Source organism: Priestia iocasae, assembly GCF_016909075.1.
Classification (GTDB): Bacteria; Bacillota; Bacilli; order Bacillales; family Bacillaceae_H; genus Priestia; species Priestia iocasae.
Genome location: NZ_JAFBFC010000002.1, coordinates 569,111 through 591,412, shown reverse-complemented (window position 1 = coordinate 591,412; position 22,302 = coordinate 569,111). Strand labels below are relative to the sequence as shown.

Annotated in this window: 21 protein-coding genes; 14 read left to right on the top strand and 7 right to left on the bottom strand. The window is 37.1% G+C overall.

The window, feature by feature from the left end:
* The first annotated feature begins 65 nt into the window (after positions 1 to 65).
* The 6 genes from JOC83_RS07990 to bioB all read left to right on the top strand — a co-directional run bounded on the left by JOC83_RS07990 (position 66) and on the right by bioB (position 5,491).
* Complete coding sequence (locus JOC83_RS07990) at positions 66 to 236, top strand: hypothetical protein (protein WP_205186000.1); 171 nt, start codon at positions 66 to 68, stop codon at positions 234 to 236.
* A 283-nt stretch (positions 237 to 519) separates the two neighbouring features.
* Positions 520 to 1,698, top strand: a complete 1,179-nt coding sequence (gene yhbH / locus JOC83_RS07985) for a sporulation protein YhbH (RefSeq protein WP_205185998.1) — start codon at positions 520 to 522, stop codon at positions 1,696 to 1,698.
* Positions 1,699 to 1,813: 115 nt separating this feature from the next.
* Positions 1,814 to 1,984, top strand: a complete 171-nt coding sequence (locus JOC83_RS07980; protein WP_205185997.1) for a hypothetical protein — start codon at positions 1,814 to 1,816, stop codon at positions 1,982 to 1,984.
* A 411-nt stretch (positions 1,985 to 2,395) separates the two neighbouring features.
* Positions 2,396 to 3,775: an adenosylmethionine--8-amino-7-oxononanoate transaminase gene (bioA, locus tag JOC83_RS07975; protein ID WP_205185996.1), complete on the top strand. Its 1,380-nt coding sequence runs from the start codon at positions 2,396 to 2,398 to the stop codon at positions 3,773 to 3,775.
* Between the two features lie 4 nt (positions 3,776 to 3,779).
* Positions 3,780 to 4,496: a dethiobiotin synthase gene (gene bioD, locus JOC83_RS07970; protein WP_205185995.1), complete on the top strand. Its 717-nt coding sequence runs from the start codon at positions 3,780 to 3,782 to the stop codon at positions 4,494 to 4,496.
* On the top strand, positions 4,493 to 5,491 hold the full coding sequence (gene bioB, locus JOC83_RS07965) for a biotin synthase BioB (protein WP_205185994.1): 999 nt from the start codon (positions 4,493 to 4,495) through the stop codon (positions 5,489 to 5,491). Before bioD ends, bioB begins: the two co-directional genes overlap by 4 nt.
* Positions 5,492 to 5,664: 173 nt before the next feature.
* Here the strand turns inward: bioB and JOC83_RS07960 are convergent, their stop codons facing one another.
* Both JOC83_RS07960 and JOC83_RS07955 read right to left on the bottom strand, forming a co-directional pair.
* A complete protein-coding gene (locus JOC83_RS07960) occupies positions 5,665 to 6,900 on the bottom strand; it encodes a lactate permease LctP family transporter (RefSeq protein WP_275580418.1) in 1,236 nt (411 codons plus the stop codon).
* 200 nt (positions 6,901 to 7,100) lie between these two features.
* Entirely contained in the window at positions 7,101 to 8,057 is a 957-nt protein-coding gene (locus tag JOC83_RS07955) for an L-lactate dehydrogenase (protein WP_205185993.1), read from the bottom strand.
* 348 nt (positions 8,058 to 8,405) lie between these two features.
* Between JOC83_RS07955 and JOC83_RS07950 the strand changes: the two genes are divergently transcribed.
* From JOC83_RS07950 to JOC83_RS07940, 3 genes are all read left to right on the top strand, one after another.
* On the top strand, positions 8,406 to 8,807 hold the full coding sequence (locus JOC83_RS07950) for a DoxX family protein (protein ID WP_205185992.1): 402 nt from the start codon (positions 8,406 to 8,408) through the stop codon (positions 8,805 to 8,807).
* A gap of 14 nt (positions 8,808 to 8,821) precedes the next feature.
* Positions 8,822 to 9,217, top strand: coding sequence for a DoxX family protein (locus tag JOC83_RS07945; protein WP_378913281.1), 396 nt, complete (start codon positions 8,822 to 8,824; stop codon positions 9,215 to 9,217).
* Between the two features lie 203 nt (positions 9,218 to 9,420).
* Positions 9,421 to 10,302, top strand: coding sequence for a cation diffusion facilitator family transporter (locus tag JOC83_RS07940; RefSeq protein ID WP_378913279.1), 882 nt, complete (start codon positions 9,421 to 9,423; stop codon positions 10,300 to 10,302).
* Positions 10,303 to 10,326: 24 nt separating this feature from the next.
* Here JOC83_RS07940 and dacB read toward each other — a convergent pair whose 3' ends face one another.
* Positions 10,327 to 11,826 (bottom strand): D-alanyl-D-alanine carboxypeptidase/D-alanyl-D-alanine endopeptidase, encoded by a 1,500-nt coding sequence (gene dacB / locus JOC83_RS07935; protein WP_205185988.1) that lies wholly within the window; start codon positions 11,824 to 11,826, stop codon positions 10,327 to 10,329.
* Between the two features lie 240 nt (positions 11,827 to 12,066).
* Between dacB and JOC83_RS07930 the strand changes: the two genes are divergently transcribed.
* Both JOC83_RS07930 and JOC83_RS07925 read left to right on the top strand, forming a co-directional pair.
* Complete coding sequence (locus tag JOC83_RS07930) at positions 12,067 to 14,103, top strand: methyl-accepting chemotaxis protein (RefSeq protein WP_205185986.1); 2,037 nt, start codon at positions 12,067 to 12,069, stop codon at positions 14,101 to 14,103.
* Positions 14,104 to 14,502: 399 nt separating this feature from the next.
* Complete coding sequence (locus JOC83_RS07925; protein ID WP_205185985.1) at positions 14,503 to 15,333, top strand: aldo/keto reductase; 831 nt, start codon at positions 14,503 to 14,505, stop codon at positions 15,331 to 15,333.
* 43 nt (positions 15,334 to 15,376) lie between these two features.
* On the opposite strand, the gene JOC83_RS07920 is transcribed toward JOC83_RS07925, so the two are convergent.
* Both JOC83_RS07920 and JOC83_RS07915 read right to left on the bottom strand, forming a co-directional pair.
* Positions 15,377 to 16,570, bottom strand: coding sequence for a dicarboxylate/amino acid:cation symporter (locus JOC83_RS07920; RefSeq protein ID WP_205185984.1), 1,194 nt, complete (start codon positions 16,568 to 16,570; stop codon positions 15,377 to 15,379).
* A gap of 223 nt (positions 16,571 to 16,793) precedes the next feature.
* Complete coding sequence (locus JOC83_RS07915; RefSeq protein WP_205185983.1) at positions 16,794 to 17,720, bottom strand: RluA family pseudouridine synthase; 927 nt, start codon at positions 17,718 to 17,720, stop codon at positions 16,794 to 16,796.
* Positions 17,721 to 17,965: 245 nt separating this feature from the next.
* On the opposite strand from JOC83_RS07915, the gene JOC83_RS07910 reads away from it, so the two are divergent.
* Positions 17,966 to 18,373: a DUF5365 family protein gene (locus JOC83_RS07910; RefSeq protein WP_205185982.1), complete on the top strand. Its 408-nt coding sequence runs from the start codon at positions 17,966 to 17,968 to the stop codon at positions 18,371 to 18,373.
* An 85-nt stretch (positions 18,374 to 18,458) separates the two neighbouring features.
* Here JOC83_RS07910 and JOC83_RS07905 read toward each other — a convergent pair whose 3' ends face one another.
* Both JOC83_RS07905 and JOC83_RS07900 read right to left on the bottom strand, forming a co-directional pair.
* A complete protein-coding gene (locus tag JOC83_RS07905; RefSeq protein WP_205185981.1) occupies positions 18,459 to 18,932 on the bottom strand; it encodes a DUF6568 family protein in 474 nt (157 codons plus the stop codon).
* A gap of 5 nt (positions 18,933 to 18,937) precedes the next feature.
* Positions 18,938 to 19,363, bottom strand: a complete 426-nt coding sequence (locus tag JOC83_RS07900) for a disulfide oxidoreductase (RefSeq protein WP_205185980.1) — start codon at positions 19,361 to 19,363, stop codon at positions 18,938 to 18,940.
* Between the two features lie 351 nt (positions 19,364 to 19,714).
* On the opposite strand from JOC83_RS07900, the gene JOC83_RS07895 reads away from it, so the two are divergent.
* Positions 19,715 to 20,539, top strand: coding sequence for a L,D-transpeptidase (locus JOC83_RS07895; RefSeq protein WP_205185979.1), 825 nt, complete (start codon positions 19,715 to 19,717; stop codon positions 20,537 to 20,539).
* Positions 20,540 to 20,685: 146 nt separating this feature from the next.
* Positions 20,686 to 22,221 carry a GNAT family N-acetyltransferase gene (locus tag JOC83_RS07890; protein WP_205185977.1) on the top strand — a complete coding sequence of 512 codons (1,536 nt, stop codon included), beginning with the start codon at positions 20,686 to 20,688 and terminating at the stop codon, positions 22,219 to 22,221.
* The last annotated feature ends 81 nt before the right edge of the window (positions 22,222 to 22,302 follow it).

The following is a 22,302-nucleotide window of genomic DNA, read 5'->3' as shown; positions in this document are numbered from 1 at the left end:
ATTTTGTAAGTAAGGTTTATAAAAGAGTCAAGAAGGGGAAACATGCTAAAAAGAGGTGATAGAATATGAGTCATAAGAAACAAGAGCCGAAAAATGGATCGATGGTGACAAATTTAGAAGAAATGAAAGAGCATGGAAAAGTGATGGAGCATTTACAAAAAGAGCGCCAAGAAGAACGTGAAAAGTCACATGAAAATAAGGAAAAAGATCAAAAAAAAATCTCTAAAAAAAGATAGAGATTTTTTTTTGCCCACACCAAATTTTTTATAAAACATAAATTAATATATATGTAAATACAAGCATACTTATTCTGACTGTTCGTAAATGATGCTTGTCTTCTCTAAAATTCTGACTGTTAAATTGTCTTAATTATTTGTCAATTATTTAGAATTTTTGCATAGGATAGAGTAACCAACCTTTCTCGAAAAGGTTTTTTTAATCGAATGCATTCATCATAATGTATGTTGAGAACGGGAAAAAGGTGATTATTTTTTTAATATAAAAAGGAGGGTAAGTGATATGCGAAAAGAAGAAGATAAAAGTTTTGCGATTTCAAAAGAAGATTGGTCCCTCCACCGCAAAGGTCATGATGATCAAAAAAGACATCAAGAAAAAATTCAAGAAGCCATTAAAAACAACCTTCCAGACTTAATTACAGAGGAAAACATCGTCATGTCAAACGGGAGAGATGTTGTTAAGATTCCAATTCGTTCGCTAGATGAGTATCGAATCCGTTATAACTATGATAAAAACAAGCATGTTGGTCAAGGAGATGGAGACAGCAAAGTAGGAGATGTAGTCGCTCGGGATGGCTCGGCGGGTAATGGACAAAAAGGTGCTGGAAAAGGGCAAGGAGCAGGTGATCAAGCAGGCGAAGATTACTATGAAGCGGAAGTTTCTCTTATGGAATTACAAGAAGCGCTATTTGCACAATTGGAGCTTCCAAATTTAAAACGAAAACAAACAGATGAAAATGTTGTTCAGCACATTGAATTTAATGATATTCGAAGAACTGGATTAATGGGGAATATTGATAAGAAAAGAACGATGCTGTCGGCTTATAAACGTAACGCGATGACAGGAAAGCCATCCTTTCATCCTATCTATCCAGAAGATTTAAAGTTTAAGACATGGAATGAAGTGTTAAAGCCTGAATCGAAAGCTGTCGTTCTTGCTATGATGGATACGAGCGGTTCAATGGGCATCTGGGAGAAATACATGGCACGTAGCTTTTTCTTTTGGATGACACGCTTTTTACGCACAAAGTATGAAACAGTTGATATCGAATTTATTGCCCATCATACAGAAGCAAAAGTTGTATCTGAGGAGGACTTCTTTTCAAAAGGAGAGAGCGGGGGAACGATTTGTTCTTCAGCTTATCGTAAAGCGCTGGAGTTAATTGATCAAAAATACGACCCAAGTCGATACAATATCTATCCATTCCATTTTTCAGATGGAGACAATTTAACATCAGACAATGCACGCTGTGTAAAGCTTGTTAATGAATTGATGAAAGTGTCAAATATGTTTGGATATGGAGAAGTCAATCAATACAATCGTCACTCTACACTAATGTCTGCCTATAAAAACATTCAAGATGAGAAGTTCAGCTATTTCATTTTAAAACAAAAAGCAGATGTATTTCATGCGATGAGAAGTTTCTTTAAAAAGAGTGAGGAAGATGCGAGGTATGCGTAAATAGCCGAGGAGGAAGCTGAGTGGAAATTGCTACTCAGTTTTTTTTGTATGCCAAATATGTTTAGCAGTATAACAGAAGGGTAAAGGTTACTATCAAAAAAAATGAGGTGGGAATATGTTAGGTACATTTAATGAAACATCCATCGCATCGTATATTAAAAGTCAAATTGAAGAGCAAGAAAAAAAGCTGCAGCACCAACAATTAGATGAAATTTCAAAAGCAAAAATTGAAGGTAGAATTGAAGCGTATCATGAGTTTCTTGAAAGGTTTGATCTTAAATGGTGAAAGATGAGCCCTATATGAGTGGAAGCATCGATAACAAGAGGTGTTTGGCTCAGTCCTTCACCTCCTGGACTTCTAAAGTTCAATTATATAGCTAGATGAAAAGATAGTGTACAAACATGGTTTTTATGAGCTATCTTTCCTTTACTATTTTTAATCTGCCTAATGATAAGGTGAATCGATGTGGATATCGATAGGTCTGGTTTAAAACGAAATAGGAAGAACGGTGTCATTATTTCTGGGGAAATATGTCGAGGAATATATGTAACCAATCAAAGAGTCTATTGGCTAAACTCGTTACAACAGCGAAGCTTAGTTAATAGGCTCTTTGTCATTTTTGGAAATAGTTTGACAAATTTCCTTCATAAGTGTTAACTTTTATATGTAATAAGTTAACATAAAGGGGTTGAAAAGATGACATCAGTTTCTACTTATCCAGGAATTTCTTACGAAGAAATGGCACAGAAAAATAAAGAATATGTATGGCATCCTTTTACACAGATGAAGCAATACATAGAAGATGATCCCGTGATTATTTCTCATGGAAACGGACGTAAGCTATATGATATGAACGGAAAAGGGTATTGGGATGGCTTTTCATCCATATGGCTAAACGTTCATGGCCATAATGTAAAAGAAGTGAATGAAGCCATTATTGAACAACTTGATCGAGTAGCTCATTCGACATTGCTTGGTATGGCTAATGTGCCGTCGGTTTTACTTGCTGAGAAAATTGTGGAATTAATGCCGAAAGGACTTCGAAAAGTCTTTTATTCAGATGCAGGTGCGACAGCGGTAGAAATTGCTGTAAAGATGGCCTTTCAATATTGGCAGCATAAAGACAATCCTGAAAAGAAGCATTTTGTTACGATGCAAGAAGCCTATCATGGGGATACCATTGGAGCAGTTTCGGTAGGAGCCATTGATTTATATCATAAAAAGTATAGCTCACTGTTATTTCCATCCATTAAAGTTCCATATCCAGGAACATATCGCTCTCCTTATGGACAAGATCCTAAGGTCGTTGTGGAGAAATATTTAGAACAAGTTGAGAATGTGTTAAAAAAACGAAGCCATGAGGTTGCTGCTTTAATTGTCGAGCCTATTGTACAAGGTGCGAGTGGTATTATTGTCATGCCAGAAGGCTATTTAAAAGGATTACGAGAGCTATGTACGCAATACGATGTTCTTTTAATTGCCGATGAGGTTGCAACAGGGTTTGGACGTACAGGTAAAATGTTCGCATGTGATTATGAAGATGTCACACCAGATATTTTAACAGCTGGAAAAGGATTAACGGCCGGTTATTTACCGATTGCGATTACCGTTGCAACAGATGAGATTTACAATGCTTTTCTAGGTGAATATGAAGAACAAAAAACATTTTTCCACGGTCATAGTTATACAGGGAATCCATTAGGCTGTGCAGCCGCATTAGCTAATCTTGAGCTTTATGAAAAAAATAGATTAGTAGAGCAAGTGGCAGAGAAGTCCGACTATCTAGCTAATCAGTTACTTTCATTTTATGAATTAAAGCATGTAGGTGATATTCGTCAAAAAGGATTTATGATTGGCATTGAATTAGTGGTAGATAAAGAAACAAAAGAAGAATACTCATGGGAAGAGAGAGTAGGCGTTCGCGTTTGTCGCCATGCAAGAGAATTAGGCATGCTCATTCGTCCACTCGGTAATGTCATTACGTTCATTCCACCACTTGCTTCAACGAACGAAGAGTTAGATGAGATGTTGCACATTTTATATGAGTCAATTGAAGAAATAACGGAAAGGCAGTAACGAAATGAGTGGACTATTTATTACTGCAACTGATACAGAAGTTGGAAAAACAGTGATTACTGGTGGATTAGCAGGAGTTCTTAGACAAAGAGGTTACCATTTAGGCGTATTCAAGCCTATTCAAAGTGGTCATAAAGCAAAGGATGAAAGGGGAGATGCTGCAAGACTAAAGGCAATGTCTAGTGTGGATGATGATGTAGAGGCAATCTGTCCGTATTCATTAGAAGAACCTTTGGCTCCACAATTAGCGTTAAAGCGAGCAAATAAACAAGTGACAGTGGATGATTTAGTTAAGCATTATGATGCGTTTTTAACAAAGTACGATTTGCTTTTAGTAGAAGGTGCGGGCGGGTTAGCCGTTCCTTATACAACCGATGATTTGTTAATCGAAACGATAAAAGCGTTTAACCTTCCGCTTCTCATTGTAGCACGAGGGACACTAGGAACGGTGAATCATACGCTGTTAACGATTGAGCATGCTCGTCAACATGGCATTGAAGTCGCTGGAGTAATCCTTTGTCATTACGATGAAAGCCAAGTGGAACGAGTGCTAGAGAATAAAGAAATGATTGAGCAATATGGAGATGTAAAGGTAGTAGGGATGCTACCTTCATTAGGAGATGTCATCACAAAGGTTCAATTGTTAGAAGCAATTAATCATTACATAGATGTAGATGCGATTGGTTCATTTATTAAAAGCAAAGTGGGGAGAAAAGGATGAGTAATGTTCAAACGAAGGTTGATTGGAAAGAGTTAGCACAAGGGGTTATTAACGGTCACGTTACAACAAGTGAAGAAGCACTTTCTATTATTCAAGCAAGTGATAAAGAAGTACTTGAAATTATGAACGCAGCATACCTCATTCGTCATCATCATTATGGTAAAAAAGTAAAGCTAAATATGATTATTAATACGAAATCAGGCCTTTGTCCAGAAGATTGTGGCTACTGCTCGCAATCAATCGTATCAGAAGCTCCCATTGATAAATATGCATGGTTAACGCAAGAAAAGATTGTAGAAGGCGCATTTGAAGCAAAGCGTCGTAAAGCAGGGACTTATTGTATCGTTGCATCTGGTCGACGTCCAACAAATAAAGAAGTGGAGCACGTCATTGGAGCGGTAAAAGAAATTAGCGAAAAAACAGATTTGAAAATTTGTGCCTGTCTTGGGTTTTTAAACGATGATCAAGCAACTCGTCTAAAAGAAGCAGGGGTTCATCGCTACAATCATAATTTAAATACACATGCAGACAACTATGATAATATCTGTTCGACACATGGATATGATGATCGTGTCGATACGGTTCAAAAATCAAAGCAAGCAGGAATGTCACCTTGCTCTGGCGCAATCTTTGGAATGGGTGAAACAGATGAGCAGGCTGTAGACGTTGCGGTTCAATTAAGAGAACTCGATGCAGATTCCATTCCTTGTAACTTTCTTGTTTCTGTAAAAGGAACACCATTAGAAGGAAAACAAGAGTTAACCCCAATGAAATGCTTGAAAATTTTAGCTATGATGCGCTTTGTGAATCCAACAAAAGAGATTCGCATTTCAGGTGGTCGTGAAATGAATTTAAGCTCGCTTCAGCCGCTAGGTTTATTTGCTGCAAACTCAATCTTTGTAGGGGACTATCTCACCACACAAGGACAAGAGCCAACGGCAGATTGGAAAATGATCGAAGACCTCGGATTTGAAATCGAAGAATGTGCGCTATAAAAACCGTCTCTAATGAATTGATATAAAAAAGATCCCCTCAGACTACCTCCACTCATCAGTGGAAATAGCAGTGAGGGAATTTTTATAGGCTATGGAGCTTGAGGTGTTGTTTCTCAAGCTCCATAGCCTATTTAAACAAACGTTTGATTAATTAGAGAGAAACGCTGATATCGTCACCATAGTAACGTAAATCCGAATGTAATCATCCCCATTAGTAAGAGAAAACCAATGCTATATTTAAGTGTGTAACGAAACAGCTCTGCTTCTCTTCCAACGAGTCCAACAGCTCCTGTTGCAACCGCAATCGATTGAGGAGAAAGCATTTTAGCCATCACGCCACCTGCTGTATTTGCCGCAACTAAAATAAGTGGTAACACTTGAATTTGTTCCGCTGTAGTCATTTGCAAATGACCAAAGAGAGCGTTATTAGATACAACAGAACCGGTAAGAAACACACCAATCCAGCCGAGAGCAGGAGACAGAAATGGGAAGTAGTGAGATGTCTCTGCTAAGGCGAGGCCAAGTGTTGAAGATTGACCAGAATAGTTGGCGACGAATGCAAAAGCAATCACCATCATAATCGTCACAATAGGATTGGTCAGTTCTTTTATTGTTTCGACGAATGTTTCTTTTCCTGTTTTCAGGTTTACTTTTAATAAAAGCATTGAAACAAGACCTGCTAGTAAAATGGCTGTTCCAGTCGCTGCAATGAGATCAACTTTCAAAACAGCTGCGTAAGGAGTAGGCTCGATAACAAGGGGGGCAACTTTTATAACTTGATTATGAAGGCCAGGTATTTCAATCATCATATTAGACTGTTCAAGAAAGCCACCAGGTGCAAACAGCTGCTTGAAAAAGTTTAAACTCCAACTAGTGACGAATAAAGTTAAGACGATAAAAGGAGACCATGCTTTTACCACTTGTTTTCTTGTGAGTGGGGTTGTTGCTTCTGTTTGTTTTGTTGTTATTTTAATATAAAGTGCAAGTGCCACTAAGCTAGCAATTGAAGATGTAATGTTTGGTAACTCTGGGCCTAAATATGTCACGGTAACATATTGAGTAACTGAATATGTGAAAGATGTCACAAATGTAGGCTTAAAAACATCTCTCAACCCTTTCCAACCATCCATAATAAATACAAGAAGGAACGGAACGGTAAAAGAGATAAAAGGAAGCTGTTTACCTAAAAACTGTGCAATTTCATTTGGATCGATACCAGAAACTTGTCCAGCTACAATGACGGGAATTCCCATTGCGCTAAATGCTCCAGACGCAGTGTTTGCAATTAAGCAAAGAGCGGCTGCTTTTAACGGATTGAATCCAAGGCCAACTAAAAGAGCAGCTGTAATTGCGATTGGTGCTCCAAAACCAGCGGCACCTTCTAAAAAGGCATTAAAGCAGAAAGCCAAATGTTGTTCAATGGATCATAAATTTGAGTCCAAGTCATGGATGGCACCTCATATTGTTAAAGTGTGAAGGACTGAGTAAAGATGGATAAAAAACGTCCAATGTGACTCAGCCCAAAGCATCTTTTACCTCTACAATTCAATAAGGTGAGAGGCAAGACATGCTTTTTTCATTTGTAGTGAGTGTTGAGACAATGTTTCAATTACTGACATGCTTTTTCGCGTGTTTCTTTTAATACATGTGCAGAGTGCTGAAATTGCTTTAATTCTGTTTCATTTAGCTCTAGTTCAAGAACCTCACGAATGCCATCTTTATTTACAATGGCCGGAACACCACTGTAAATATTATTTACACCATATTGACCTTCAAGGAGAGCTGATACAGTTAAAATGGCATTTTCATTATCTAAGATTGCTTTTGTAATTCGGACAAGGCCCATTGCGATTCCATAATACGTCGCACCTTTTCGATTAATGATATGATAAGCAGCATCACGTGTATTTAAAAAGATTTCTTTCATATCAGGATGCTCTGCTACGTTTTCAACATTTAAAAACTTTTTGATCGGAACGCCACCGATTTGAGCGTGACTCCAAACGGGTAGTTCTGTATCACCGTGTTCACCCATGATATAAGCATGTACGTTTCGCGGATCAACATGAAAGTAATCACTTAGTAAGTAGCGAAAACGGGCTGTATCTAAAATCGTCCCAGATCCAATTACACGCTCTTTCGGAAGGCCAGAAGCTTGCCAAGTAACATAGCTTAATATATCAACCGGATTTGTCGCGACAAGAATAATGCCATTAAAGCCGCTGTCCATGATGCGACGAACAATCTTATTGAAGATAGTGACGTTTTTTTCGACTAAATCAAGTCGAGTTTCACCAGGGCCTTGATTTGCACCAGCTGTAATAACAACTAAATCTGCATCTTTGCATTCATCGTAGTCCCCAGACCAGATGTGCATTGGAGAAGCGAATGGCATTCCATGATTTAAATCACGTATTTCACCTTCTGCTTTTTCTTGATTAATATCAATTAACACCAATTCATTCGCAATTCCTTGGTTAAGTAAAGCAAATGCATAGCTAGATCCAACAAACCCCGTTCCAACCACTGCTACTTTTCTTGTTTTTGTTCCAAATCCGTTTTTCATTGTAATCACCTTTCCTCTATATGTGATTGTTTTCACAATCTTAATGTAACAAATTCTTTAAAGTAGAGATGTGATAATAATCACACAAAGTATATTTTCATGATTTTGTCACAACTTCATTCATATCTATGTATGGGATGTTCACTTGAGAACACTCATTTATTATGCTTAAGAAAGGGGTTGCTTCATTCATTTAAAAAAAGTATTGACACATTCTATCTATCTTGAATATAATTATCTTGAGTTCGAGATAAAATAAATAAGCATAGATGCTCTCTTTTTGTTATTATAGTTATATATCTCGAATTAAAAATATATAAATTAAAAGTATATAAGGAGGAGTTATCATTGATTAGTATTGGGTTATTACTCATTCGTTTAATTATAGGTATTTCATTCATGGGGCATGGTGCACAAAAGCTATTTGGCTGGTTTGGTGGTCATGGAATTGAAGGAACAGGAGGATTTTTCGAATCAATTGGCATAAAACCAGGAAAACAAATGGCGATTATTGCTGGGTTAACAGAATTTGTTGGGGGAGCACTTTTCATATTAGGACTACTAACACCATTAGCAGCAGCGATGATTATCGGTACAATGATTATTGCAATTGTGAAAGTTCACGGAGCAAACGGTTATTGGGTCACGCAAAATGGATACGAATTTAACTTATTTATTATCATTGTAGCCTTAGCCGTTGCATTAATGGGAGCAGGCACGTATTCACTTGATATGATGATTTTTAACTAAAAGGAGACACGATGATGAAACTAGGTACATTGATTGTAAGAATTACATTAGGAATTATTTTCTTTATGCATGGATTAGTTAAGATGCAAGGTGGAGTTGAAAATACAGCGGGTTGGTTTGATAGCATTGGCTTGCCTGGTGGATTAGCGTATGTAGTGACCTTTATTGAATTAATTGGTGGAGCATTATTAATTATTGGATTCGGAACGAGAGTGGTCTCCGCTCTATTAGCTTCTATTATGATAGGAGCGATTCTAACAGTAAAGCTTCCCGCAGGTCTTTTAGGCAATGAACAAATGGGAGGGTATGAGCTAGACTTAGCGTTACTTGCCATGGCTTTACACTTGCTTTTAGCAGGAAGCGAATGGTTGTCTGTTGATAAGTGGATAAAAGAGAAGCGTGAAAACTAAGAGGCTGTGTCAAATGGGGAATTTCGCTCCTTTTGACACAACTCTTTTTTTACTTGATGCAACTTGTTTTGCAAGGAGCTACATTATTTTACACACTCTACATACGTGTTACCTTTCAACAATGTTTCTATAGACCCACACGATCTCCCTTTGGTACACTTGTTTTTGCTTATGAAAGTAAAAATGAAAAGGGTATGATGCGAATGGATCAAGATTATTATAAGCTAGCTCAAAAAGGAGCTTGGATTAGCATTATTACATATGTTTTTTTATCCATGTGTAAATTAACGATTGGCAGTATTGCTCATTCAGCTGCTTTACGGGCAGATGGATTTAACAATCTAACAGACATTATTTCCTCCGTAGCCGTACTCATTGGATTAAAAATTTCCCAAAAGCCACGAGATGATGACCATCCTTATGGACACTCCAGAGCAGAAAATATTTCGTCGTTACTTGCTTCTTTTATTATGATGATCATTGGTTTACAAGTATTCGTGAGTGCCTGGCAATCGATTTTTCAACAAAGAACTGAATCACCAGATTTATTAGCCGCTTGGGTTGGCTTAACTTGTGCATTTATTATGGTGGCTGTGTTCTTTTATAACAATTCCTTAGCAAAACAACTTAAAAGTCAGTCATTAAATGCCGTAGCTAAAGATAACTTTTCTGATGCAATTGTAAGCATCGGAGCCGTAGTGGGCATTGTAGGCTCTCAATTTGGCATGCCTTGGCTTGATCCAGTAGCCGCTGTTCTTGTAGGTGTCATTATTTGTAAAACGGCATTCGATATTTTTAAAGAAGCGACTCACTTACTAACAGATGGATTCAATCAAGAGGAGCTAACGAAGTACGAGGAAACCATTACAGAGATAGAAGGGGTAAATGCCGTTAAAGATTTAAAAGGCCGCATGCAAGGAAATCATGTCATGCTAGAAGTAACCGTGATGGTGGATCCGCATTTAAATGTTGTTAAAAGTCACGAAATTGCCGATCATATTGAAGAAACAATGAATGAAGATCATAAAATTAACATGACACTTGTACACATTGAACCAGATATGGAAAAAAAGAAAAGAGGATAACTAATCTGTCATCCTCTTTTTACATTATTGCTTCTTTTCATACTCCGCTAATGCCACAGCGATTTTGTCTTCAATGTCTCGTAAATGACTAGCCATAAAGTTATTTAAAATAATCGAGAACACAAGGTCTTGTCCATCTTTTGTTGTAACATAACCAGAAAGAGACGTAGCGCCAGTGATGGTTCCTGTTTTAGCTTTTACGTTTCCTTGAGCGGCTGTACCTTTCATACGATTTCGAAGAGTACCACCTTCTAGTCTTTCGCTTGCACCTGCAACAGGTAAGGAGCGTAGAAACGTTGGATACCATTCTTCTTGTTGGACGACAACGAGTAGTTTTGATAACTCATTGGCAGGAATATTTGTCACATGAGAAATACCAGAACCATCTCGAATTCGCATTGTCTCCGTATTTAGCCCGCGTGACGCGACATAGTCTTCAAGTACTTCAAGTCCTTTTTCCCAGCTACCTTCATGATGAACAACCTTTCCCATCTCTTTCACAAGCATTTCAGCAATCGTGTTGTTACTAAGCTTCATAAATGGAACGAGTAAGTCAGCAAGTGGCATCGATTCATTTGTATATAGGACAGTAGCATCTGCTGGTGTTTCACCGTATTCACCTTGTTGACGTTTAACGTGAACACCTGCTTGTTCAAGTGCTTGTTTAAATAAATCAAGTGCATAGCCAGTTGGCTCCCAAAGAGTTACCCAAGAGCGTGTAGTAGAACTATCAACTGGAATGGTTCCCTCAACGACAATATTGTTTGTACCATGTTCACGAGTCACACGAATTGAACGAGTCCCACTTTCAATTGTTTTCGTTTTATTAATAATTGTTGGATAAGTTGTTTCAGGAACTAATTTAATCTCTGCTTCTTTCCCTGGTTTGGTGGGGGATGTTTCAACAATGACGGTTCCAGCATCATAATCAGAATCAGGTGAAGCCGTCAGGGCAGAGATTTGAGCACCATAGTAGTACGATTCATCATTCCAAATCATGTCTTCTGAAAGTCTCACCGCATTGTACCACGTGTCATCTGCGATAATATTTCCTTGTATCGTTTTAATGCCTTTTGATTTTAAGTATGTAGCTATCTCATCAAAATCTTCTTTTAAAAGCGTTGGGTCGCCTTTTCCTTTTAGATAAAGATTTCCTTTTAAAACTTTACCAACTATTTTTCCATCGGTCAGTAGTTCTGTTTTAAATGTATAAGTAGGACCGAGGGTATGAAGAGCAGCAGCTCCTGTTAGTAGCTTCATGTTTGAAGCGGTTTTTAGACGCATGTCTCCCCAGCGTTCAAGAACAATTTCTCCACTTTGTGCATCGCGTACACTGACAGCACTAATTGCTCCGTTTAAGCGCTCGTCTGATAAAAGATGGTGAATGTTTTGTTCTAAATCTGTATAGTCATTGGATGCCGTTACAATGGTAGGAGTCTCGGTTGTATGAAAGGGTGTTAAAGCAAGAGTGAAAAGAAGTATACATGCTAGTAGCTTGTTTCTTGTTGCGTGTAGTGGATTCATATATTCCCTCCTTGGTTAGTTTATGTGTTAATAATAACTAAAAATTAAGAAAATTTTAACAGGTGTTTGTGTCTGTACTTGAAAATGAGTAGATAGTCATGCTTTTTTAAAAGTACATGTAGCTGAAATAATGTAAATTCCCTTAAAAGTAAACTGAAAAATTAGACTATTTATCTTTTCCTTCACATTTACTCAGTTTGTCCGTTATTAACGGTATAGAGATAGGAAAAGGGTGAGAACATGCGAAGAGTAAGCACAAAGCTTGTAGTGTCATTTACGTTATTTATTACACTTCTTCTTTTATTTGTTTCAGGAGGAGCGTATCAGTTTACGAAAAAAGAAATTGAAGAGAACGTAAAAGTACAATCACAAACGATGGTTCAAGAGGTAAAGAGAAACATCAATTTGTATCTAAATATGTATAGTGGTCATATTAATCAATTTAGTCAAAACGATGTTGTTATCAATTTTTTACGTCAAGAAAATGGTGAAACAAAAGAAGGAGAAAACGGTTATTTTACATGGCCAACGGTAGAAAAAGAGTTTGCAACATTTACAAAACAATATCCAAACATTGCCCTTCAATATATTGGGGCAGAGTCAAAAGGGCTGTTTTCTGTTCCTCAAGTTACGATGGATGCTAGCTATGATCCTAGAGGGAGAGGTTGGTACATTCAAGCAAAGAACAATCCAAATGAAGTGATTTATACAGAACCTTATGAAGATGCCAGCACAGGAGAAATAGTCGTTACCATTGCTAAAGCAGTAACTGATCCGGAATCCAAGCAATTACTTGGTGTTGTTGCATCAGACTTAGAGTTAGGAACATTAAATAAAATAATAGAGCAAGTGAACGTTAGTTATAAAGGTTATGGCTTTTTATTTGATGAAACAGGTACAGCACTTGCTCATCCAACAGAAGCTGGTAATAATTTAATGGACTTTCCGTTTATTAAAAAGATGTATGCAGAAGGGAAGCCATCTGGTTATCTTCAGTATGAATTTCAAAATCAAGATCGTGTATTAGCCTATGACACCATTGAATCAACAGGCTGGAAAGTAGGATTTGCATATATTTATGACAATATGCTTGTGAGTGCTCAAAATATCTTTAAAATGATGATGATTGTAGCTGGAGTGGGGCTTGTATTAGCAGTTATTTTAACTATTTTCATCTCTCGTACAATCACAAATCCAATTTCTCGTTTGAAAAAAGAAGTTGAAAAAGTAGCGAATGGTGATTTAACGGTTCATATTGAAACAAAATCAAAGGATGAGATTGGTGAATTAACAGTCTTGTTCAATGAAATGGCTAAAAATATGAAGCAGGTTATTAGTACCGTTCAGACGTCTGTTGAAAGTGTAAAATTCTCCGTTGAAAATCTAAGTGCAGTGTCGGAAGAAGCTACAGCTTCAAGTGAGGAGATTGGGCGTGCTATTCAAGAGATTGCAACAGGTGCGAGTCAACAAGCATCTGATGCGGATGGCACAAACTCAAAAACAATGGATTTATCCTCTAAAATTGAAAGTGTTATTACACAAAATGAACAAATTACCGTTTTATCAGGTCAAGCGGCAGAAGCGAATAAGCAAGGATTAGAGCAAGTCACGACGCTTCGACAACAAACAAATGAGTCATTAGAAGTTGTTCAATCGGTTCAAAGCGTTATGAAAGATTTAACCGACAAAATGAAAGAGATTGAATACATCATTCATACAATTAATGCTATTTCGGATCAAACAAACCTTTTAGCTCTTAATGCAAGCATTGAAGCAGCACGAGCAGGTGAGCATGGAAAAGGATTTGCGGTAGTAGCAAATGAAGTTCGAAAGTTAGCTGAACAATCATCAAGTGCAACAGAGAAAGTACGTCAAACAATTGCAAGCATTCAAGGAGAAGTTATAAAGGCTCATCAAGAATTTGAACGTACAGATGAAATCTCAAAATTACAAGAAGCGGTTGTAACGGACACAGAAAATGCCTTCCGTACCATCGCATCGACAATTGAAGAGGTAGTGTCATCGATTCAAACCGTTGTAGAACATATGGATGCGATTGATGAAACAAAAGAAGACGTCGTTTCGTCCATTCAAAGTATTGCAGCCATTGCTCAACAATCAGCAGCAGGAACAGAAGAAATTACAGCTTCAACGGAAGAACAAATCCGTGCGATTTCAACTGTCTCACAATCAGCTGAACAACTTCAAGAAGCAAGTGAAGTTCTCGTTCAAACCATTCGTCAGTTTAAAGTAAATGATGAACAGGAACAGCAATAAGAAAGAGGCTGAGAGAACAGGGGCAAAGAACACCCCTGTTTGACTCAGTACGCAAAATCCCTTGCCTCAAAATCCAGTAACGATGGATAGAGAGGCAAGGGATTTTCTATATCTCATACGGCTTAGTCCAGTTTGTACGTCGCTGGACAAGTGCCTTACGCTTTTCGTTGATGTCTAGCTTCAGGCACTAGCGACTAGCAAACTTCCCGCACCTCCTTGCGATAAGGCAACATCGACTCACGTTGTTCGCCGTGTTTTCTATATCTCATACGTCTTAGTCCAGTTTGTACGTCGCTGATCAAGTGCCTTGCGCTTTTCGGTGAAGCAAAAAGTTTTGTTATAGGAAGTTTTTGTGAGAAAATAGGGTTGCTTTTAGTTTCCATAATGGGAGGTAATATCATGGTGAAAAGTTTAACAGATTGCACAACATTACATAATGGTGTTGAGATGCCTTGGTTTGGTTTAGGGGTATTTAAAGTAGAAGAAGGACAAGAGGTTGTTGATTCTGTAAAAGCAGCGATTAAAGCTGGTTACCGTAGCATTGATACAGCAGCAATCTATGGAAATGAAGAAGGGGTAGGTCAAGCAATTAAAGAATCAGGTGTTGCTCGTGAGGACCTATTTATTACAACGAAAGTATGGAATGCAGACCAAGGTTATGAGTCTACATTACAAGCATTTGAAACAAGCTTACAAAAGCTAGGATTAGAATACCTAGATTTATATTTAGTTCATTGGCCAGTAAAAGGCAAGTACAAAGAAACATGGAAGGCGCTTGAAAAGCTTTATAAAGATGGTCGCGTTCGCGCTATCGGTGTAAGTAACTTCCAAGTTCATCATTTAGAAGATGTACTAGAGGATGCTGAAGTAAAGCCAATGGTGAACCAAGTAGAATATCATCCTCGTTTAACACAAACAGAGCTTCAGGTATTCTGTAAAGAGCAAGGTATTCAGCTTGAAGCATGGTCACCATTAATGCAAGGTGAGCTATTAGATAACGCTACATTACAAGAAATCGGTGAAAAATACAATAAATCGGTTGCTCAAGTTATTTTGCGTTGGGATTTACAAAACGAAGTTGTAACCATTCCAAAATCAATCAAAGAACACCGCATTGTTGAAAATGCAACGATTTTTGATTTTGAGTTAGCGCAAGAAGATATGGACAAAATCAATGCGTTAAATGAAGATCGACGCGTTGGTCCAGATCCAGATAACTTCGACTTCTAATAAAAAGGAGACGTCATATATTATATATGACGTCTCCTTTTTATTAACTCGCTTGATTAACCTCTTTTAAGCCTTCACTCTTTTTTGAAGTTAATGTATCTACTAGATTTGCAATCGCACCGTCACCAGTTACGTTACAAGCTGTCCCAAAACTATCTTGTGCCAAGTAAAGAGCCATCATCAATGAAACCATTGTTGTGTCAAAACCTAGCATTGTTTGTAAAAGACCAGCCGCTGCCATAATGGCTCCCCCTGGAACACCAGGAGCTGCAATCATTGTGACACCAAGCATCAAGATGAATGGCATCATCATAGAGAAAGTTGAATCGATGCCATTTAGTAACATCACTGCCATTGCACATGATACAAGAGTAATCGTACTACCAGACAGATGGATTGTAGCGAGTAATGGAACAGAGAAATCTGCTACTTTTTCACGTACCCCATTTTTCTTCGTTTGTTGAAGCGTTACAGGAATTGTTGAAGCAGAAGACTGTGTACCAATCGCTGTGAAATAAGCAGGAAGCATTGTTTTGAGCATTTTAAAAGGATTTTTACGAGATAATAAGCCACTTCCTGTATATTGTAAAACAAGCATGAGTGTGTGTAACACAATAATCATAATGAATACTTTTGCAAATACTGACATAATTGTTTGAACTTGTCCACCATATGTCATATTTGCAAAGATTCCTAAAATATGAAGAGGTAATAGTGGAATAATTACCTTTGAGATGACAAGTTCAATGATGCTACGAAATTCAACCATGACATTTGATAATGCATTTCCCTTAATGGCTGCCATTCCTAATCCTAATGTAAAGGCAAGAATAAGAGCTGTCATGACGCCCATTATTGCTGGAATTTCAATTTCAAAGAAAGGCTTTAATAAGACTTCCTCTGGATTTTCAAGCATTGCTGCGCCTTGACTCGTATTTAAAATAATTGGGTATAAGCTTTTTGCTGCAACAAAAGCAAGTAGACCCGCTAAAATTGTTGATAAATAAGCAAGACCTGTTGTTAAGCCGAGGAATTTTCCAGCCCCTTTTCCGATTTCCCCGATACCTGGGGCAATAAATGCAATAATAATTAATGGAATCGCAAATCCTAAGAAGTTACCAAATATATGATTAAATGTAACGAATATTTTAACGAACCCTTCAGGTGCGATACTACCAATCCCAATACCTAGTAAAATAGCAAGTACAATTCTAGGTAACAATCCGATTTTCTTCATGATGTCCTCCTAGTAAAAACATTTGTTTTCTATAGATGTATTATACATAAGTCGATATGATTTGTTAAGTGTTTTTTCTTGAAAGAAATAAAAGAAAAAAGAAAACGAGCTATTCGTTCTTAATAATGAACCTGTGTGAAGCAGTGAGAGGGTACGATATGAAGTAAAAAAGTCAGCCGACACAACTTCTTCTTCTGTTGCATTAGCTGACTTTTTCACCTAATTAGAAATATGTTTTTGCAATAATTGATTGATATGGCTGAAATTGTTCTTGTGATACTGAAGCAGCTACTTGAATGTTCTTATTTGTAATGGCGTGTTTAAATGTCATCTGAACAGCATGTAAGGATTGCTGTTGATTCTTCAATTTCTGACCACCATAGAGTGTGTCTCCTACTAAAGGGTGACCTAAATGACTCATATGAACGCGAATTTGATGTGTTCGCCCAGTTTCTAAAGAGAGCTCTACTAACGTTACATTTCGCTTTACGTCACGAAATAGAACACGATAGTTTGTCAGCGCATGTTGCCCAGATGCTGACACACGTCTTCTCGTTGGGTGATGACGATCGCGACCAATATTTCCCTTTATACTTCCTTTGTCTTGACGAATTATTCCATGAACGAGAGCTATATAAGTTCGCTTAATGTGACGATTGGCTAATAATTGATCAAACAAAGCATTTGCTAATGGATACTTTGTAAATAAAATGGCCCCAGATGTATCTTTATCTAAGCGATGAACATGCCTTGGTTGAGTTAGTAAATCTTGCTCGTTAAAGTATGCGGCTGCTGCGTTTGTTAGTGTGTTTGTTTGTTCATTTGAACTAGGGTGTGTATCCATATGAATCGGTTTGTTCATAATGAGAATATGCTCATCTTCATATATCACATCAAGTGCAATAGGAGTTGCAATCATATCATAATGCTCAGGCTCATACACATGCATCTGAACTTTATCATGTTTATTTAGCAACGTTGTCCACGGAACAGTTTTCTCATTAACAGTTACCTTTTTCTCCATTCGATAAATATGAAGCGTTTTACGAGGCATGTTCCATCGTTGCTTTAAATAGTCTTCCACGGTATGATTTTCCCAATTAGAGGGAATGATTTCTTCAATCCACTCGCCTTTTTTCATTAATGTCATCGTTTTACCTTCCTAACGTTATTTAGCTATAAGTATAACATCTCAACAATACGAGAATCATTCAAGGTTATACCGCTTCGTTGTAAGGATTTTGCTCAAATTACCTCATTTTTTCTACTTTTGTAATAAACTGTTTGTAAAAAAGGTAATCTTTAGTAGGAAATAACTACCTACAGTTCTAGTTTACATTTTATGTTATCCTAAACATAACGAAAAACAGTATCTATGTAAAAGGTGGGTCAAAAGTGAGGATTGCATATGCAGCTCCGTCAGAGGTAGAAGAGTACATAGAAGAGCTTACGGAACATCTTTTGTATGATTTAGTGCCTCAATATGTTTCAGAACAAGAATTTACAGAGTTACAACAGCTTCACCTATTGAATCCGTTACAATCAACGAATCATTTATACAATGGTTTGTTAGAGGAAGCGCTTCAAATTGTGTCTAGCTTGCAAGCACTCATTGCTGTTATTCAAACGATTCGTTACCGAAAAATAGAGAAAAAACACCAAAAAATCTTTGAGAAGAATGTTCATAAGTTAGAAAAATTCGGATTTTGTTTTCCGTTTTCAATTGAACAATTCTCTAAAGAGAATTGTGTAACGACAAATGATTACCACATGCTTAGTAGTTATAAAGTAGCGCTTAACTAAAGATTAGCTTTAGACGTGGAAAAAACAAAAACGCTTGCCAGTTGATCCAGGGATGCTTCTGGATAGACGAGGCAGGCGTTTTTGATTACTTAGCTTCTTTTGTTTTTTCTAACCATGCTTTAAACGTTTCTTCTGGTTGGTTACCTACAAGGCGATCTACTTCTTTACCATCTACATAATGAATAATGGTAGGCGTAGATTCAATTCCATATTTATCCCACATTGTATCAAACTCTAAAAGATTAAATTTCTGCAAATTAATCTCCATCTCTTCTGCCATTGGTACTACAACAGGTGTAGCCGCTTGACAGTGAACACATGTTGGGCTGTAGAAATAAACGGTAGCTGTTTCCTTGTTATCAATAACTTGATCTAATTGATCAGGTAGAATTTGATTTTGATAGTTTGGATCATCTAATTGTTTAGCAGTTTCAGGATGAATCGTTTCTTTATTATAAGGATTTCCTTCTGCTTTTTCTTTATTTTGCATATTTGTTACCAATACAAGAGCTCCGAAAATAACAAGAATAACTGAAGCAAAAATAATAATTTTTTTCACTCGTTTTACCCCTCCCTAGATTGACGAATAATAAAAATGTGACAAACAGTAATGATAATAAATGCAGTAAGCGCTAAAAATGGGATGGTGATGAAGCCTAACCAATTAATATATTGCCCCATACATGGTACAACACCACAAGACATCGCTGCAGAACTGAAGGCAGGTACTTTTTGGATAAGATAATGATAAATTGAAATGCTTCCTCCAATGATTGAAAGCGGAAGAGCATATTTTGCAACTCCATAATCTTTCTTCGCATAAGCAACGCCTAACACGATGACCAGCGGATACATGAATATCCGTTGATACCAACAAAGTTCACAAGGAATATATCTCATAATCTCTGAGAAAAACAAACTTCCTAGCGTAGCGATGAAAGAAACACCCCATGAAACAAATAATAGAGTTTCTTTTTTTAGATTTTGCACACATTTCCCTCACATTCGGTATAATCTCATAAAAAATTATAGATGACAACGAAGTGAAAGTAAAATCTTATAAAATCGATAAAGAAAAGAGTGAAAGAGTTTTGAAGCGTTGTTTCAGACGTGTCTACCCTTTATAGAAGTAATGTTCGCTTATGTAAGTGGAAAAGATAAAGAAGGTCTAGAAGTGATGAAAAAGATGAATAAACTAGTTAGAAAGTATAAAACTAGGTACTGTCGAATGAAAATCATCTATTTTGTTAGTTTTTATAATATTTTGACAACTTTGGTAGAAACGGTTTAACTGTAAAAAAAAGTAATCTATAATTCTCCCTATAGAGACAAAATAGGGGGATGGTAAAGGTGAAAAGGGTCATGGTTAGTGTTATTGCTTTTATCTTATTATTATCCGGTTTTACGAGTACAGTGCAAGCGAGTAGTACAGGTCAATTGATTATTATTAATAAGTCCACTAATCAATTAGCGTTTTTTGACAACGGGAAAATCGTCAAAACGTTTAAAGTTGCTACAGGTCGAAGTATGAGTTATACCCCAGAAGGAACATTCAGCATTGTAAATAAAATTAAAAATCGCCCTTATTACAAAAAAAACATCCCAGGAGGTTCTCCAAACAATCCTCTAGGTGATCGATGGTTAGGCTTAAATGCACGAGGTACATACGGTACAACTTATGCAATTCATGGAAACAACAACCCAAGTTCTATTGGTAAATATGTTAGCTCCGGCTGTGTGCGTATGTATGATAATGATGTGAGATGGCTATTTGATCGTGTTAAACTCCACACAAAAGTAGTGATTGGACAGTTCGGCTCTAAAAAATTTGAAGATATTGCAAAAGCAAAAGGTTATACAACAACTCCACCACCTGCTCCATTTGTATGTAAGAGTGTATGCCATAATAATGTAACGCTGTCTAAAGGTCAGATTGGATACGTGGAAATTTACAAGCCGATGCCACTGTTAGAAAAGAAAGATGATAAATACACAGTTGTCGGCACATTACCAGCTGGAGGGACTTATAAAGTATATGAAGTAGACCGCAGTGTGAATGTTGTAAGTGTGGGTGGAAGGTATATTGATTACAATTTACAACGACTGCATGTCAGTTACTTACCAACTGTTAAAATTAATGAGTTGAAAAAATATTATAAATATTAAACAATAGATGTCATATGAAGTGGTTTGAAATCGCCTTCTTCATATGACATTTTTTTGTAAAAAAGAGAAACAATAGGTATAGCAATGTTTACTTTTTATCAAAAACGGGAATAGAAGAATAGCTTTTTGAAAGGGTTGTTATTGACATGTCGACAATAGATTTATCCAGATTTGAGAAGAAGATGATTATTCGCAATATTGAACATAAAGATATCGATGATATTTTAGCATTACAAAAGCGATGTTTCCCAGGAATGCAACCTTGGAAGAGAGAGCATTTAGAAAGTCATTTGTCCATTTTTCCAGAAGGTCAAATTTGTGCCGAATACGATGGAGAAATTATTGGCTCTTGTTCAAGTTTAATTGTAAACTTTGATGAATACGATGATAAACATACATGGGACGACATTACGGATGAAGGGTATATCACCAATCATAACCCAGAAGGATATAACCTATATGGAATTGAAGTGATGGTGCACCCTGAATACCGTGGAATGAAAATTGGTCGTCGTCTTTACGAAGCTCGAAAAGATCTGGCTCGTGAGTTAAATTTAAAGAGTATTATCATTGGTGGACGTATTCCAAATTATCATAAACATGCAGATGAAATGTCACCAAGAGAATATGTTGAACAGGTGATGCATCATAAAATTTATGATCCAGTGCTATCATTTCAGCTTATGAACGGATTTACATTAATGCGCATCAATCCAGGATATTTACCAGATGATTTAGCTTCTAATAAATATGCGACGTTAATGGAATGGAACAATGTGGACTATGTGCGTAAAACAAAGCGTCATTTTAAAACATCTTTCCCAGTGCGCGTGTGTGTTGTCCAATACATGATGAAGCAAATTTCCTCGTTTGAAGAGTTTGGAAATCAAGTAGAGTATTACACAGATGTGGCCGCTGATGCAGGAGCAGACTTTTGTGTATTCCCAGAGATTTTTACTACACAACTAATGTCATTCTTAGACGAACAAGTACCAAGTAAGGCTGTGCAACGCCTAACTGAATTTACCGAAGAGTATATCGAGCTCTTTACTGACCTTGCCGTTCGTTACAATGTGAACATTATTGGTGGTTCACACTTCGTTGAAGAAGACGGCGACATTTACAACATTGCCTATCTTTTCCGCCGAGATGGAACCATTGAAAAGCAATACAAAGTGCACATTACACCGAATGAACGTAAATGGTGGGGAATTAGTGCAGGAGACAAAGTTGAAGTATTTGATACAGACTGTGGAAAGATTGCCATTCAAATTTGTTATGATATTGAATTCCCAGAATTAGCTCGTATTGCAACAGAAAAGGGCGCGAACATTATCTTTACACCATTCTGTACAGAAGATCGCCAAGGCTATTTACGTGTCCGTTATTGTGCACAAGCTCGTGCAGTGGAAAACCAAATTTATACGGTGATTGCAGGAACGGTTGGAAATTTACCACAAACAGAAAACATGGATATTCAATATGCACAATCAGCTATTTTCGCTCCATCAGATTTTGAATTTGCACGAGATGGAATCGTCGGAGAGTGTAACCCAAACATCGAGATGGTGGTTATTGGGGATGTTGACTTAGAAATTTTACGTCGTCAACGTCAATCAGGCACGGTCCGTCAGCTAAAAGACCGTCGACATGATGTATATAACATCAAATATAAGAAATGATGACAATTATCAACGTAAAAACCTTTAAACACCTTGCTTTTGTAGGGTGTTTTTTTCTTTAAATTTTGTCATAATAAAACA